Below are 13,849 nucleotides of genomic sequence, written 5' to 3' on the forward strand. Positions count from 1 at the left end.
CGATTGCATGACCGACCCTACAGACGGCCTTTCAGAATGACCCGAATCGTTACGCGCGCCTGTTCCCCCGTTGACGCTGAAATTCTCGTGCGCCACGGCCTGCATCCGGTACTCGCGCGTCTGTATGCGGCGCGCGGCGTGTGCCTGCCCGATGAAATCGAAACCGGACTCGCGCGCCTCGTGCCGCCCGCCGCGCTGAAAGGTTGCGAAGACGCCGCTGTGCTGCTCGCCGACGCGATCGGGCAAAAGCGCCGCATGCTGGTCGTGGCCGACTACGATTGCGACGGCGCCACCGCCTGCGCGGTCGCGGTGCGCGGGCTGCGCATGTTCGGCGCCCAGATCGATTATCTCGTGCCGAACCGCTTCGAATACGGCTATGGCCTCACGCCCGAAATCGTCGCGCTGGCCGCGCGCAACGCTTCGGGCAAACCGGACCTTCTGCTTACGGTCGACAACGGCATCGCGAGCGTGGACGGCGTCGAGGCGGCCAACGCTCTTGGCATCGACGTGCTCGTCACCGATCACCACCTGCCCGGCGACCAGTTGCCCGCCGCCCGCGCGATCGTCAATCCGAACCAGCCGGGCTGCGAGTTTCCCAGCAAGTGCATCGCGGGCGTCGGCGTGATGTTTTACGTGCTGCTCGCGTTACGCGCCGAATTGCGCCGCCGCGGCGCGTTCGGCGACGATTTCCCGGAGCCGCGCCTGGACGGCCTGCTGGATCTGGTCGCGCTCGGCACCGTCGCGGACGTCGTGAAACTCGACGGCAACAACCGCGTGCTGGTCGCGCAAGGTTTGCAACGCATCCGCAAGGGCAAGATGCAGCCGGGCATTGCCGCCCTCTTTCGCGCCGCCGCGCGCGACGCCCGCAGTGCGTCGGGCTTCGACCTCGGCTTCGCGCTCGGTCCGCGGCTGAATGCGGCGGGACGGCTGTCGGATATGTCGCTCGGTATCGAATGCCTGACGACCGACGACGTCGGCCGCGCGTGGGAACTCGCGCAACAACTCGATGCGATGAACCGCGAGCGCCGCGAAATCGAAGCGGGCATGCAGCAACAGGCGCTCGACGACCTCTCGTCGATCGATCCCGACGGCGCGGCCACCATCACGCTGTTCAATCCAGCCTGGCACCAGGGCGTGATCGGCATCGTGGCCGGACGGCTAAAGGAGAAGTTTCACCGGCCTTCGTTCACGTTCGCACTCGCCGACGACAGCGGCCAGCTCGTCAAAGGCTCGGGCCGCTCGATCGCGGGCTTCCATCTGCGCGACGCGCTCGACCTGATTTCAAAGCGCGAGCCTGGCATGATCGTCAAATTCGGCGGCCACGCGATGGCGGCAGGCCTGACGCTCGCCGCCGCCGACGTGCCGCGCTTCACCGCCGCGTTCGAAGCGGTCGGCCGCGAGTGGCTCACCGAAGAAGCGCTTTCGCGCACCGTCGAAACCGACGGCGAACTGGAAGATGCGTATTTCACGCCGCAGTTCGTCGAAATGCTCGACGCCGCTGTCTGGGGCCAAGGTTTCCCGGCGCCGGTGTTTTCGGGCGAATTCGACGTCGCGTCGCAGGCGCTCGTGAAGGACAAGCACCTGAAGCTGCAACTGATGCGCGGCCGCCAGCGCTTCAACGCAATCTGGTTCAATCACACCGACACGCTGCCCGCACGCACCACGGTCGCGTACCGGCTGGCGAGCGACACGTGGAACGGCGTCTCGCGCGTGCAGTTGATCGTCGAGCACGCGGCGGGCTAGAGCGCCTTCACCGGCGCCGCCGCGCGAAGCTGCCGCGGCGCCGAAAATCTCCGCAAAATCAATCCCAAACCCGCGCCGGATCGCTCGATCGACTCCGGCGCGCGGCGCCGATCGGCTATAATTTCCCCTTTTTACGAAGCTATAAAAGATCGACATGGAAGCGGAACGTCTCAACGCGATCGAAGCCTCTCTGGCGGACCTGCGCAAGCGCGCGGCCGACCTACGGGGGTATCTTTGACTACGACGACAAAGCACTGCGTCTAATCGAAGTCAACCGGGAACTCGAAGACCCGGACGTCTGGAACGACTCGAAACACGCCCAGGCCCTCGGCCGGGAGAAGAAACTGCTCGACGACACCGTCGGCAAACTCACGTCGCTCGACAACGACTTGCGCGACGCGCAAGACCTGTTCGACATGGCGCGTGAAGAAGGCGACGACGAAACGCTGATCGCCTGCGAAACCGACGCGCAAGCGCTCGAACAGCGCGTCGCCGACATGGAATTTCGCCGCATGTTCGCGAATCCGGCCGACCCGAACAACGCGTTCCTGGATATCCAGGCCGGCGCGGGCGGCACCGAGGCGTGCGACTGGGCGTCCATGCTGCTGCGTCAGTACCTGCGCTACTGCGAACGCAAGGGCTTCAAGACCGAAGTGCTGGAGCAGACGGACGGCGACGTCGCAGGCATCAAGAACGCCACGATCAAGATCGAAGGCGAATACGCTTACGGCTTCCTGCGCACCGAAACCGGCGTGCACCGCCTCGTGCGCAAGTCGCCGTTCGACTCGTCGGGCGGACGTCATACGTCGTTTTCTTCGGTGTTCGTGTATCCGGAAGTCGACGATTCGATCGAAGTCGACATCAACCCGGCCGATCTGCGGATCGACACGTACCGCGCGTCCGGTGCGGGCGGTCAGCACATCAACAAGACCGACTCCGCGGTGCGTATCACGCACATTCCGTCGGGTATCGTCGTGCAGTGTCAGAACGACCGCTCGCAGCACCGCAACCGTGCTGAAGCAATGGCCATGCTGAAATCGCGCCTGTACGAAGCGGAAATCCGCAAGCGTCAGGCCGAGCAGGACAAGCTCGAAGCGGGCAAGACGGACGTGGGTTGGGGTCACCAGATCCGCTCATACGTGCTGGACAACAGCCGTATCAAGGACCTGCGCACCAACGTCGAAATCAGCAATACGAAGAGCGTGCTCGACGGCGATCTCGATCCGTTCATCAGCGCGAGCCTGAAACAGGGCGTCTGAGTACGACCGGCGCGGCATGCAACGCCGCGCCGTATCTTTTTACCGCCTGAGGTCTGTCACCAACTGGCTGTCCGCAAGCCGGCCGCCGAATGCGGACCACCGATTGCGGACCACCGAATCCGGACCACCGATTGCGGACCACGAATACCAAACCATCATGAACGAACCGATCCAGCCTAATACGGCCCAGCCCGATGTGGCCCAGCCGAGCGTCGTGCCCGAGGTGGACGACAACAAGATCATCGCCGAACGCCGTGAAAAGCTGCGCGAGGTGCGTGAGCAAGGTATCGCCTATCCGAACGATTTCCGTCCCACGCATCATGCGGAAGATCTGCAATCGCAGTTCGAGCACACCGACAAGGAAGCGCTCGAGACAAACCCGCTCGAAGTCGCAATTGCCGGCCGCATGATGCTCAAGCGCGTGATGGGCAAGGCAAGCTTCGCGACCGTGCGCGACGGCTCGGGGCAGATCCAGTTCTTCATCACACCGGCCGACGTCGGTCAGCAAACGTACGACGCCTTCAAGAAGTGGGACATGGGCGACATCGTCGCGGCGCGCGGCGTGCTGTTTCGCACCAACAAGGGTGAGCTTTCCGTGCGCTGTACGGAACTGCGCCTGCTGTCGAAGTCGCTGCGTCCGCTGCCGGACAAGTTCCACGGCTTGTCGGACCAGGAGATGAAGTATCGCCAGCGCTACGTCGATCTGATCGTCACGCCGGAAACGCGCAAGACGTTCGTCGCGCGTACGAAGGCAATCTCGTCGATCCGCAAATTTATGGCCGACGCCGACTTCATGGAAGTCGAAACGCCCATGCTCCACCCTATTCCCGGCGGCGCGGCGGCCAAGCCGTTCACCACGCACCACAACGCGCTCGACATGCAGATGTTCCTGCGCATCGCGCCTGAGCTGTATCTGAAGCGGCTGGTGGTGGGCGGCTTCGAGCGCGTGTTCGAGATCAACCGTAACTTCCGCAATGAGGGCGTCTCCGTGCGCCACAACCCGGAATTCACGATGATCGAGTTCTACGCGGCGTACACCGATTACAAGTGGCTGATGGACTTCACCGAGCAGTTGATCCGCCAGGCCGCGATCGGCGCATTGGGCACCGCGACGATCACGTATCAAGGGCGCGAACTCGATCTGGCGAAGCCGTTCCACCGTTTGACGATCACTCAGGCTATCCAGAAGTACGCACCGCAATACACGAACGAGCAGCTAGCCGACAGCGCGTTCCTGCGTACGGAACTGAAGAAGTTCGGCGTGGACGCGTCGCAGCCGCAGTTCCTGAATGCGGGCGTGGGCTCGCTGCAACTCGCGCTGTTCGAAGAGACCGCCGAGTCGCAACTGTGGGAGCCGACGTACATCATCGACTATCCGATCGAGGTGTCGCCGCTCGCGCGCGCTTCGGACAAGGTGGAAGGCATCACCGAGCGTTTCGAGCTGTTCATTACCGGTCGCGAGATCGCCAATGGCTTTTCGGAATTGAACGATCCGGAAGACCAGGCGGCGCGCTTCAAGAAGCAGGTCGACCAGAAAGACGCCGGCGACGAAGAAGCCATGTTCTACGACGCCGACTATATCCGCGCGCTCGAATACGGCATGCCGCCAGCTGGTGGCTGCGGTATCGGCATTGACCGTCTGGTCATGATGCTCACTGACAGCCCAAGCATCCGCGACGTGATTCTGTTCCCGCACTTGCGGCGCGAAGACTGAGCATTACCCGCTTTGCCTTGAAAACGCCCGGCTCCGATGCCGGGCGTTTTGTTTTGTACGGGGCGCCGAACACTAGGTGGGCCATTCGGGCGTGTAACCATTGGTAAAAGCGCCCTTGCGTACGCGGGCGAAAGCGCGATTTTGGTCAAATCGTTACAATTGGAAACGTCAGGTGGATCGATTTCGCGGAGACTTGGTCTCACTACAAGTCACTCTGCCAAAGACGGAGGCGAAAATGGAAAGACCCAACACGCAACCCGCTACACCAGTCACGCAGAACTCGGCACCGCCGACATCCCAGCGGCGGCTCCATCCGCTCGTCGCGACCGCTGCGGGCGCTGTGATTATCGCGAGCCTCGTCGCGACGGCGGCGATGACGGGCATGTTCCCCAAGGCGTCCAGCACCGGCGAGCCCACCAGCCAGACGCAAGCGGCGCAGGTCTTGCCGCAAAACGGCCAGCCAGCCGTGGTCGATTCTGCGGCACCGGCTAGCCCGTCGGCGCAGCAGAGTTCCGGTCAGATCGCCCAGCAAGCCGCGCAGCAGCAACCCGTACCGCAGCCGCAACGCGCGCCGGCACCTGCTCCCTCGCAGCAACAGTACGCACAACAGCAACAGGCACAGCCCGCGCCGCAATATGCTCAGCAGCAGCCGACGCAACCGGCCTACTGCGCAAGTTGCGGCACGGTCGTGGCCATTTCCGAAGCGCGTCAGGAAGGTCATGGAACCGGCATTGGCGCCGTCGGCGGCGCGGTGGCGGGCGGAGTGGTCGGCAATCAGTTCGGCAGCGGCAACGGGCGCACCGCGATGACACTGCTCGGCGCGCTCGGCGGCGGCCTTGCGGGCAATTCAGTCGAAAAACATATTCGCAGCACGACGTCCTATTCGGTGCGGGTGCGAATGGAAAACGGCAAGACGCGCTACTTCACGTATCACGAAGCGCCGCCGTTCCAGCAGGGACAACGCGTTCGCGTGCAGAACGGCACGCTGGTGGCGGACTGACGCCGCGCATCGGATCTAACGTGCATAAAAAAGGCGATTCCAATGGAATCGCCTTTTTCTTTACCGCAGCCGCATCAGCGCAAGCCGCTTCGCAAACTCAGTAATCCGCGTCTTCAATCCATGCAGCCTGGATCGCCTCGAGGATCTTTTCGTTCGACCGGTTGGGATCGTCGTCGAATCCTTCCAGTTCGGTGACCCAGCGGTGCAGGTCGGTGAAGCGCACTTGCTGCGGATCGACGTCCTGATGCTTGTCGGTCAGGGCCATCGCGATGTCTTGCGTATCGGTCCACTTCATGGCTGCGTCCTCCTGTTAGTGATTTTCCTTCGCGTGATTGATCGAGTAACGCGGGATTTCGACGACCAGGTCCTGCTCGGCCGGCACAATCGCCTGGCACGACAGACGCGAAGCCGGCTCGAGCCCCCACGCCTTGTCCAACAGATCGTCCTCGTCTTCCTCGGACGGCGTCAAGGCGGCGAAACCCTCACGCACGATCACGTGACAGGTCGTGCACGCGCACGACTTCTCGCAGGCATGCTCGATTTCGATTCCGTTATCGAGCAGGTTGTCGCAAATGCTCTTGCCGGGCACGGCTTCGATCACCGCGCCTTCCGGGCACAGTTCGACGTGAGGCAGCACAACGATTTGAGGCATACATTTTCCGTTTGGGTCTGAGGCGCGGCCTCAACCAGGTCCGCGCCATTTTACTGGCGACACGCGAAGTTTTTAAGTCCGCGCGACGCGCTTCAGTTCTTGCGGCGACGCCGCTTGCCGGCGCTTACCGCCGCTTGCCGACGCTGGCTTCAGATCTCGTCCAGCTTGCGGCCGGCCAGCGCGCGACGAATGCCCTTGTTCATGCGACGGGCAGCGAATTCATCGGTGCCCTCGGCAAGCTTTTTGGTGGCTGCTTCGATCGCGTCCACGTCGTCGCTCCCGGCGACATTGCGCAAGCCGGTCAGCAGCGCATCGAGTTCCGCGCGCTCGCCGTCGTCGAGCAATTCGGCGTCGGCGGCGAGCGCCGCGTCGGTCGCTTCGACGAGACGCCGCGCTTCGACCTGCGCCTCGCGCAGCGCGCGGGCGCGCATGTCGACTTCAGCGGTGGAGAAGCTGTCTTCGAGCATTCTCGCGATGTCGTTGTCGGCGAGACCGTAGGACGGCTTCACGACCACCGACGCCTCCACGCCCGAGCCCAGTTCGCGTGCAAACACGGACAACAGGCCGTCCGCGTCCACCTGATACGTCACGCGGATACGCGCCGCGCCGGCCGCCATCGGCGGAATGCCGCGCAGCTCAAAACGGGCAAGCGAGCGGCAGTCGCTGACGAGCTCGCGCTCGCCTTGCACGACGTGGATCGCCATTGCCGTCTGGCCGTCCTTGAACGTGGTGAAATCCTGCGCGCGCGCGACCGGAATCGTCGAATTACGCGGGATGATCTTCTCGGTCAGACCGCCCATTGTCTCGACGCCGAGCGACAGCGGAATCACGTCGAGCAACAGCCATTCGTCGCCGTCCGCGCCGCGGTTGCCGGCGAGCAGGTCAGCCTGGATTGCGGCGCCCAGCGCGACGACCTGGTCGGGATCGAGATTGGTGAGCGGCGGCTGGCCGAAGAACGATTCAACCGCGCGGCGAATCACCGGCATGCGCGTCGCACCGCCCACCAGGACGACGCCCTTGATCTCTTTGGTCGTAACCTTGGCGTCGCGCAACGCTTTCTTGGTCGGGCCGAGCGTGCGTTGCACGAGCGCCTGAGTGATGGCCTCGAAAGTGGCCTCGTCGATCGTCAGATCGATCCTGGTGCCGTTGGAAAGCGTCACGGCGAGGGTTGCCTCAGGCGCGTCCGACAACGCCTCCTTGGTCGTGCGAACGCTGTCGAGCAGCAGCCGCACGTCTTCGGGCGCGAGCGCTTTCGGCTCGATGCCGGCCTGCTTCAGTACGTGGCGGTACAGCGCGTGGTCGAAATCGTCGCCGCCGAGCGCCGAGTCGCCGCCCGCCGCGAGCACTTCGAATACGCCTTTCGTGAGCTTGAGAATCGACAGGTCGAAGGTGCCGCCGCCGAGATCGTAGACGGCATACAAGCCTTCCGAGCCGTTGTCGAGGCCGTAGGCAATCGCGGCCGCGGTCGGCTCGTTCAGCAGGCGCAGCACGTTCAGACCCGCCAGACGCGCGGCGTCCTTGGTCGCCTGGCGTTGGGCTTCGTCGAAGTAAGCGGGCACCGTGATCACTGCGCCGACCAGTTCGTCGCCAAGCGTGTCTTCGGCGCGCTGGCGCAGCGTCGCGAGAATCTCCGCCGATACCTCGACCGGGCTTTTCACACCGTCGACGGTACGGATCTGCACCATGCCGGGCGCGTCGATGAAATCGTAGGGCGCGTTTTCGGCACCTTCCACTTCCGCCTTGCCGCGTCCCATGAAACGCTTGACGGAGACGATCGTGTTGCGCGGATCGGTCGCCGCCTCGGCCTTGGCCGCGCGGCCGATGCGGCGGCCGCCCTTTTCCAGGTAGCGCACGACTGAGGGCAGCAGCACGTGGCCGTCTTCGTCGGGCAGCACATCGGGCACGCCGCTGCGCACGGCGGCGACGAGGGAATTGGTCGTGCCGAGGTCGATACCGACCGCCAGACGCCGCTGATGGGGCGCCGGCGCCATGCCGGGTTCGGAGATTTGCAGTAAGGCCATCTGGATCTTCTCGGAGCCGTCAGGCTCCGTCCTGAAATTGCGTTGCTGGATGTAATGCCAATGCCGCTTTGCATCGCTGCGATGCTGCAAACGAGCCGTCTAATCCTCGAGCCGCTCGATCTGCGTGCCGATTTCCGCGGCCACCCGTTCGATGAACATCAACTGCCGCACCGCCTCGCCCGCCGCCTGATTTGCGCCGCTGTCGAGCAATGCGCCGAGCTTCTCGAAACGGATGCGTTCCTCGTCGCGCAATTCCGTGAGCAACGCGTCGAGCGCGTCGACGTTCTTTGCCGCGGCGGCGTCTTCAATGCCTTCGCGCCACTCCATCTGCTGCATCAGAAACGCCGGCTCCATGGCGGTGTTGTCATGCGCGCCGACGTCGATGCCACGCAGATGCAACAGGTAGGTCGCGCGCTTTAACGGATCGCGAAGCGTTTGATAAGCCTCGTTCGTGCGCGTGGCCCATTGCATCGCGATGCGCTTCTGTGCGTCGCCGGCCGCCGCGAAGCGGTCCGGATGCACTTGCGCCTGCACCGTGCGATACGCGTGATCGAGCGCAGCCGGATCGAGCGCGAATTGCGCAGGAAGACCAAACAGGTCGAAGTGGCTATCGTTCAGCGAGACGTTCAGCGGGACCATCGAATCAAAAAATTCCGTCGAGAAAAGTGCATTGGAGCGGAGGTCGGGCGCATAGCCCGCTCAACCGGGCTGCCTCACGCGAAATCGCGGAGCAAACTAAAAAGGCGGCCCGCGCCGCCTTTGGTCCGCTGCACGCGGAAGTTTTCGAGTTACACGCGGAACGACTCGCCGCAGCCGCACTCGTCTTTCACATTCGGGTTATTGAACTTGAAGCCTTCGTTCAGCCCTTCGCGCGCGAAATCGAGTTCGGTTCCGTCGATATAGGCAAGGCTTTTCGGGTCGACAATGATCTTCACGCCATTGCACTCGAACACCTCGTCTTCGGGCGCGAGTTCGTCCACATACTCGAGCTTGTAAGCCAAGCCGGAGCAGCCGGTGGTGCGCACGCCGAGACGCAGGCCCACGCCTTTACCGCGACGGGTCAGATACTTCTGGACGTGCTGTGCTGCCTTCTGGGTCAACGTAATTGCCATAGCGTTTCTCATTGCGCGGTGCGTGCCGACACACCGCTACCCTGCCTGCATCAAATGTCGCTCATGCCTGACGGCGCGTGTTGTCGCGCCGCCCGCTTCCTTTCACCCGGTCGTTCCCGAACCAGAAGCTTCAAGCGTGCTGCTTGTCGCTTTCTTCGACCGCTGCGCCGTGACGTTGCTTGTAGTCGGCGACCGCAGCCTTGATCGCGTCTTCCGCGAGAATCGAGCAGTGGATCTTTACCGGCGGCAACGCGAGTTCTTCCGCGATCTGCGTGTTCTTGATCGACATAGCCTGATCCAGCGTCTTGCCCTTCACCCATTCGGTGACGAGCGAGCTCGATGCGATCGCCGAACCGCAGCCGTACGTCTTGAACTTCGCGTCTTCGATGATGCCGTCTGCGCCCACGCGGATCTGCAGCTTCATGACGTCGCCGCAAGCAGGCGCGCCGACCATGCCGGTGCCGACCGTGTCGTCGTCTTTCGCAAACGAGCCGACGTTGCGCGGGTTTTCGTAGTGATCCAGAACCTTGTCGCTATAAGCCATGATTACACTCCTTAATTCGTTTCAATCTGCCAATCGGATAACAGCGCGATCAATTTCGACCAGCCGGCGCGTCAGTGCGCCGCCCACTGGATGGTTGAAATGTCGATGCCGTCCTGATGCATTTCCCACAGCGGCGACAGATCGCGCAGCTTCGAAATCTTCGTCTTCAGCAGATTGATCACGTAGTCGACGTCCTGCTCGGTCGTGAAGCGGCCCACCGTGAAGCGGATCGAGCTGTGCGCGAGTTCGTCGTTACGGCCGAGCGCGCGCAGCACATACGACGGTTCCAGCGAAGCCGACGTACACGCCGAGCCCGACGACACCGCCACGTCCTTCACCGCCATGATCAGCGATTCGCCTTCGACGAAATTGAAGCTGATGTTCAGGTTGTGCGGCACACGCTTTTCCATGTCGCCGTTCACATACACTTCTTCGATTTCCGACAGGCCGCGCAGCAAGCGGTCGCGCAGCATGCGAATGCGCTCGTTCTCCGTTGCCATTTCTTCCCGCGCAAGCCGGAATGCTTCGCCCATGCCGACGATCTGGTGCGTTGCCAGCGTGCCCGAACGCATGCCGCGCTCGTGACCGCCGCCGTGCATTTGCGCCTCGATACGCACACGCGGTTTCCGGCGCACGTACAACGCGCCGATGCCCTTCGGGCCATAAGTCTTGTGCGCCGAGAACGACATGAGGTCGACCTTCAGCTTTTGCAGATCGATCTCGATCTTGCCGGTGGCTTGCGCCGCGTCCACGTGAAAAATGATGCCTTTTTCACGGGTGATCTCGCCGATCGCCTCGATGTCCTGAATCACGCCGATCTCGTTGTTCACGGACATGATCGACACGAGAATCGTGTCCGGGCGAATCGCCGCCTTGAACTTTTCGAGGTCGATCAGACCGTCGTCCTTCACATCCAGATACGTGACTTCGAAGCCTTCGCGCTCGAGTTCGCGGCAGGTGTCGAGCACGGCCTTGTGCTCGGTCTTCACCGTGATGATGTGCTTGCCTTTGCTCTTGTAGAAGTGCGCTGCACCCTTGATCGCGAGGTTGTCCGACTCGGTTGCGCCCGAGGTCCAGATGATTTCGCGCGGGTCGGCGTTGACGAGCGCCGCGACGTTCTCGCGCGCTTCTTCGACTGCACGCTCCGCCGTCCAGCCATACGAGTGGCTGCGCGATGCGGGGTTACCGAACTGCTCGCGCAGATACGGAATCATCTTGTCCACCACGCGCGGGTCGACCGGGGTCGTGGCGCTGTAGTCCATGTAAATGGGCAGGTGGGGAATGTCGTTGTTCATCTATCGCTCCGGGGACGTCGTGTGCTCTGGCTTCTGAATTCGCTATGGGCTGCGGTGATGTCGTGCCGCGCCTCAGGAACCGGCCATGTTGAAAACGGAATTGGGCCCTTTTGGCGCCACGCGCACCGGCTCGACCGCCGGCGCCTCGCTGCGCCTGTCGCGCAGGACAGCCGGGGCGCCTTCGCGCGAACGCTGCTGATCGACCAGATCTTTCAGGGAGACCGAATCCAGGTACTCGACCATTTTCTGGTTCAGCGTGGACCACAGCTCGTGGGTCATGCAGTGACCGTCGTGCTGTTTCGTGCCCTCGCACGAGCCCTTGCCGCCGCATTGGGTGGCGTCGAGCGGCTCGTCCACCGCGATGATGATGTCGGCCACGGTCACGTCTTCAGCACGGCGGGCAAGGTTATAGCCGCCGCCCGGTCCGCGCACGGACTCGACGATTTCATGGCGACGCAGCTTGCCAAAAAGCTGCTCGAGGTATGACAGGGAGATATGCTGGCGCTGGCTGATACCCGCAAGCGTCACCGGGCCCTGCTCCTGGCGCAACGCCAGGTCAATCATCGCCGTGACGGCGAAACGGCCTTTCGTGGTGAGTCTCATATGTATGGGGAACCGCTATTCTCGACAAGTTTTGTCAAGTATAAATACATGAGCGATTTAGTCAAGTATCCCTATCGCAATTTGGGTCATTCGCTTAATTGTCAGCGCCTCGCAGCCGACCGCCGGCGGATCTAGCCGATCAATTGGGGACGCAGCGCCGCGATAAGGCCTCGGCACGCTGCCTCGCATTGATCGAGAACCTGGTCGAAGCCTTCTGCGCCGCCGAAGTACGGATCGACGACTTCACGTGCGCCGCCCCAGCGCGCGTCGGTTTCAGGCACGAACTCCATCAGCAGGCGAATCTTGTCCCGCTGATCCGGCGGGCACACCTGGCGCAGCGCGGCCACGTTCTTGTCGTCCATTGCGATCAGAAGATCGAAGCGATCGAAGTCGATTCCGGCGATCTGCCGGCCGCGCAACGCCGCGAGATCGTAGCCCCGACCTCGCGCCGCGTGCTGCGCGCGCTCGTCCGGTGGCTGGCCGATGTGCCAATCGCCTGTTCCTGCCGAGTCGATCAGGATGCGCTCGCCAAGCTTCGCTTCTTCGACGAGACGGCGCATCACGCCTTCCGCCGTGGGAGAACGACAGATGTTGCCGAGGCAGACAAAGCAGATAGACACAGTTTTCATCAGCGGCTTCTTCTGACGCTTCACAGCGCACTAGTAGTACAACTCCGCGGCAACGGCGCCGACCCGCAAAACGTCGTCCACGCGGGCTCAGCAGATGAAACGCAGCGGCTACCGCACGGTGCCGCGATTATACAAAGCCCCGCCGAATCTCGCCCGCAGCCTAACGCCTGATCCGGCCGGTTGCTCGCCAGTTCAGGAGGCTTGCGGCAGCGGCGACGCCGTGACGGCGCGCAACGGCTTGGCCGGCAACGAAGATGTGTCATCGATCATGCCGTACGAGACGGCGCGCGCGAGTTCCGCAGTCAACTGGTCAGCGGCAAGAGGCGCCTGCGAGGCACGCGAAGCCATGTCACCGCAGATTTGCATATATGCCAACCCCGCCAGCGCGAGGACGAGTGCGAGAGGCCAATACACCGCTATTGTCTTTTTCATGATGTCGTTCTTCCGAAGTGGCTCGCGAGTTCAATGCTCACTATGCCCATCACGAATCCTATAGAAAGAGGCAATCGAGAAAAACCCGCCGTCGCGCGATACAGCGTTGCGTGTAATGGAACAGTGCAACGACGTGACTACTGGCAGCGCCATACGCCGTCGCGCCTGGCACGGAACTTAACTCCTTACAAAAGCATACAAAGCTGGCGAGACAGACGGTCATAATTGCGGTCTCATAGACATGAAACCTCTTAGCTCGGGCTTGAAATGAAACGCTTTGCACCCCTCGGCGCTGTCGCCGTTGCCGCCGTTCTGGGCGGCTGCGCCGTGTATCCGGACGGCACTCCGATGTACAGCAACGGCTACAGCACCTACGACGGTTACGATGGCTACGGCGCGCCTGTCCCGCCACAGACCAACGTCTACATGGGTTACAGCAACTACTACGGCCCCGGTTATTACGACGGCCCCGGGCGCTACTACGGACCTGGACCGGGATATCGCGGCTATCCGGGACGTCCATATCACGACGGCGACAACGGCAATCACGGCGGCAATGGCAATCACGGCGGCAACGGTGGATGGCACGGCCAGCCCGGCGGCGCATCGCCGCCGCAAGGGGCGGCCGCCGGTCCGCGTGGACCGAGTGGGTCGAATGCGCCGCGCCCGGCCGCCGCGCCTCCGCCGCCGGCACCGGCGCAACAGGCAGGGGGAGGAGGCGGAGGTGGAGGCGGCCATGGCAACGGCGGCCGAGCGGGCGAGGGAGGAGTTCCGAGTCACCGGTCGAGCGGGATGACAGAGCACTAAATGGCGTTTGAGCGCCTCGGCGATCTGCAAGAAGCACG

The 13,849-nt window shown here is 62.9% G+C and carries 15 protein-coding genes; 5 read left to right on the forward strand and 10 right to left on the reverse strand.

Translation table 11 applies throughout. The features are described from left to right. Positions 1 to 36 precede the first annotated feature (36 nt). From recJ to ACTJLB_RS09925, 4 genes are all read left to right on the forward strand, one after another. Positions 37 to 1,743: a single-stranded-DNA-specific exonuclease RecJ gene (gene recJ, locus ACTJLB_RS09910; protein ID WP_440783143.1), complete on the forward strand. Its 1,707-nt coding sequence runs from the start codon at positions 37 to 39 to the stop codon at positions 1,741 to 1,743. 154 nt (positions 1,744 to 1,897) lie between these two features. After that, positions 1,898 to 3,002, forward strand: a protein-coding gene (prfB, locus tag ACTJLB_RS09915) for a peptide chain release factor 2 (RefSeq protein ID WP_123282627.1) whose coding sequence is annotated in 2 segments (ribosomal slippage) — positions 1,898 to 1,978 and positions 1,980 to 3,002 — 1,104 coding nt in all. Because the reading frame shifts where the segments join, the coding sequence is not laid out codon by codon here. Positions 3,003 to 3,159: 157 nt separating this feature from the next. Then, complete coding sequence (lysS, locus tag ACTJLB_RS09920; RefSeq protein WP_440783144.1) at positions 3,160 to 4,716, forward strand: lysine--tRNA ligase; 1,557 nt, start codon at positions 3,160 to 3,162, stop codon at positions 4,714 to 4,716. A 235-nt stretch (positions 4,717 to 4,951) separates the two neighbouring features. After that, the gene (locus ACTJLB_RS09925) at positions 4,952 to 5,716 is read left to right on the forward strand and encodes a glycine zipper 2TM domain-containing protein (protein WP_440783146.1); all 765 of its coding nucleotides are present in this window, start codon (positions 4,952 to 4,954) and stop codon (positions 5,714 to 5,716) included. Positions 5,717 to 5,813: 97 nt separating this feature from the next. On the opposite strand, the gene iscX is transcribed toward ACTJLB_RS09925, so the two are convergent. From iscX to ACTJLB_RS09975, 10 genes are all read right to left on the reverse strand, one after another. Then, positions 5,814 to 6,011, reverse strand: coding sequence for a Fe-S cluster assembly protein IscX (iscX, locus tag ACTJLB_RS09930; RefSeq protein ID WP_013588918.1), 198 nt, complete (start codon positions 6,009 to 6,011; stop codon positions 5,814 to 5,816). Positions 6,012 to 6,026: 15 nt separating this feature from the next. After that, complete coding sequence (gene fdx, locus ACTJLB_RS09935) at positions 6,027 to 6,368, reverse strand: ISC system 2Fe-2S type ferredoxin (protein ID WP_006051275.1); 342 nt, start codon at positions 6,366 to 6,368, stop codon at positions 6,027 to 6,029. Positions 6,369 to 6,517: 149 nt separating this feature from the next. Beyond that, on the reverse strand, positions 6,518 to 8,389 hold the full coding sequence (gene hscA, locus ACTJLB_RS09940) for a Fe-S protein assembly chaperone HscA (protein ID WP_440783147.1): 1,872 nt from the start codon (positions 8,387 to 8,389) through the stop codon (positions 6,518 to 6,520). Positions 8,390 to 8,488: 99 nt separating this feature from the next. Beyond that, entirely contained in the window at positions 8,489 to 9,028 is a 540-nt protein-coding gene (gene hscB / locus ACTJLB_RS09945; protein ID WP_440783148.1) for a Fe-S protein assembly co-chaperone HscB, read from the reverse strand. Positions 9,029 to 9,177: 149 nt separating this feature from the next. Beyond that, positions 9,178 to 9,501, reverse strand: coding sequence for an iron-sulfur cluster assembly protein IscA (iscA, locus tag ACTJLB_RS09950; RefSeq protein ID WP_020065506.1), 324 nt, complete (start codon positions 9,499 to 9,501; stop codon positions 9,178 to 9,180). A gap of 130 nt (positions 9,502 to 9,631) precedes the next feature. Next, entirely contained in the window at positions 9,632 to 10,045 is a 414-nt protein-coding gene (gene iscU, locus ACTJLB_RS09955) for a Fe-S cluster assembly scaffold IscU (protein ID WP_020065505.1), read from the reverse strand. A 71-nt stretch (positions 10,046 to 10,116) separates the two neighbouring features. After that, positions 10,117 to 11,340 carry an IscS subfamily cysteine desulfurase gene (locus ACTJLB_RS09960; RefSeq protein ID WP_020065504.1) on the reverse strand — a complete coding sequence of 408 codons (1,224 nt, stop codon included), beginning with the start codon at positions 11,338 to 11,340 and terminating at the stop codon, positions 10,117 to 10,119. A gap of 72 nt (positions 11,341 to 11,412) precedes the next feature. Continuing rightward, positions 11,413 to 11,943 carry a Fe-S cluster assembly transcriptional regulator IscR gene (gene iscR, locus ACTJLB_RS09965; RefSeq protein ID WP_006051269.1) on the reverse strand — a complete coding sequence of 177 codons (531 nt, stop codon included), beginning with the start codon at positions 11,941 to 11,943 and terminating at the stop codon, positions 11,413 to 11,415. Between the two features lie 131 nt (positions 11,944 to 12,074). Beyond that, positions 12,075 to 12,572, reverse strand: coding sequence for a low molecular weight protein-tyrosine-phosphatase (locus ACTJLB_RS09970; protein WP_440783149.1), 498 nt, complete (start codon positions 12,570 to 12,572; stop codon positions 12,075 to 12,077). Positions 12,573 to 12,764: 192 nt separating this feature from the next. After that, positions 12,765 to 13,004, reverse strand: a complete 240-nt coding sequence (locus ACTJLB_RS09975; protein ID WP_087754032.1) for a hypothetical protein — start codon at positions 13,002 to 13,004, stop codon at positions 12,765 to 12,767. 267 nt (positions 13,005 to 13,271) lie between these two features. On the opposite strand from ACTJLB_RS09975, the gene ACTJLB_RS09980 reads away from it, so the two are divergent. Continuing rightward, positions 13,272 to 13,811 (forward strand): hypothetical protein, encoded by a 540-nt coding sequence (locus ACTJLB_RS09980; protein WP_440783151.1) that lies wholly within the window; start codon positions 13,272 to 13,274, stop codon positions 13,809 to 13,811. The last annotated feature ends 38 nt before the right edge of the window (positions 13,812 to 13,849 follow it).

Origin of the sequence: Paraburkholderia sp. 22098 (genome assembly GCF_052045935.1) — a bacterium.
In the GTDB taxonomy this organism is placed as follows: Bacteria; Pseudomonadota; Gammaproteobacteria; order Burkholderiales; family Burkholderiaceae; genus Paraburkholderia; species Paraburkholderia caledonica.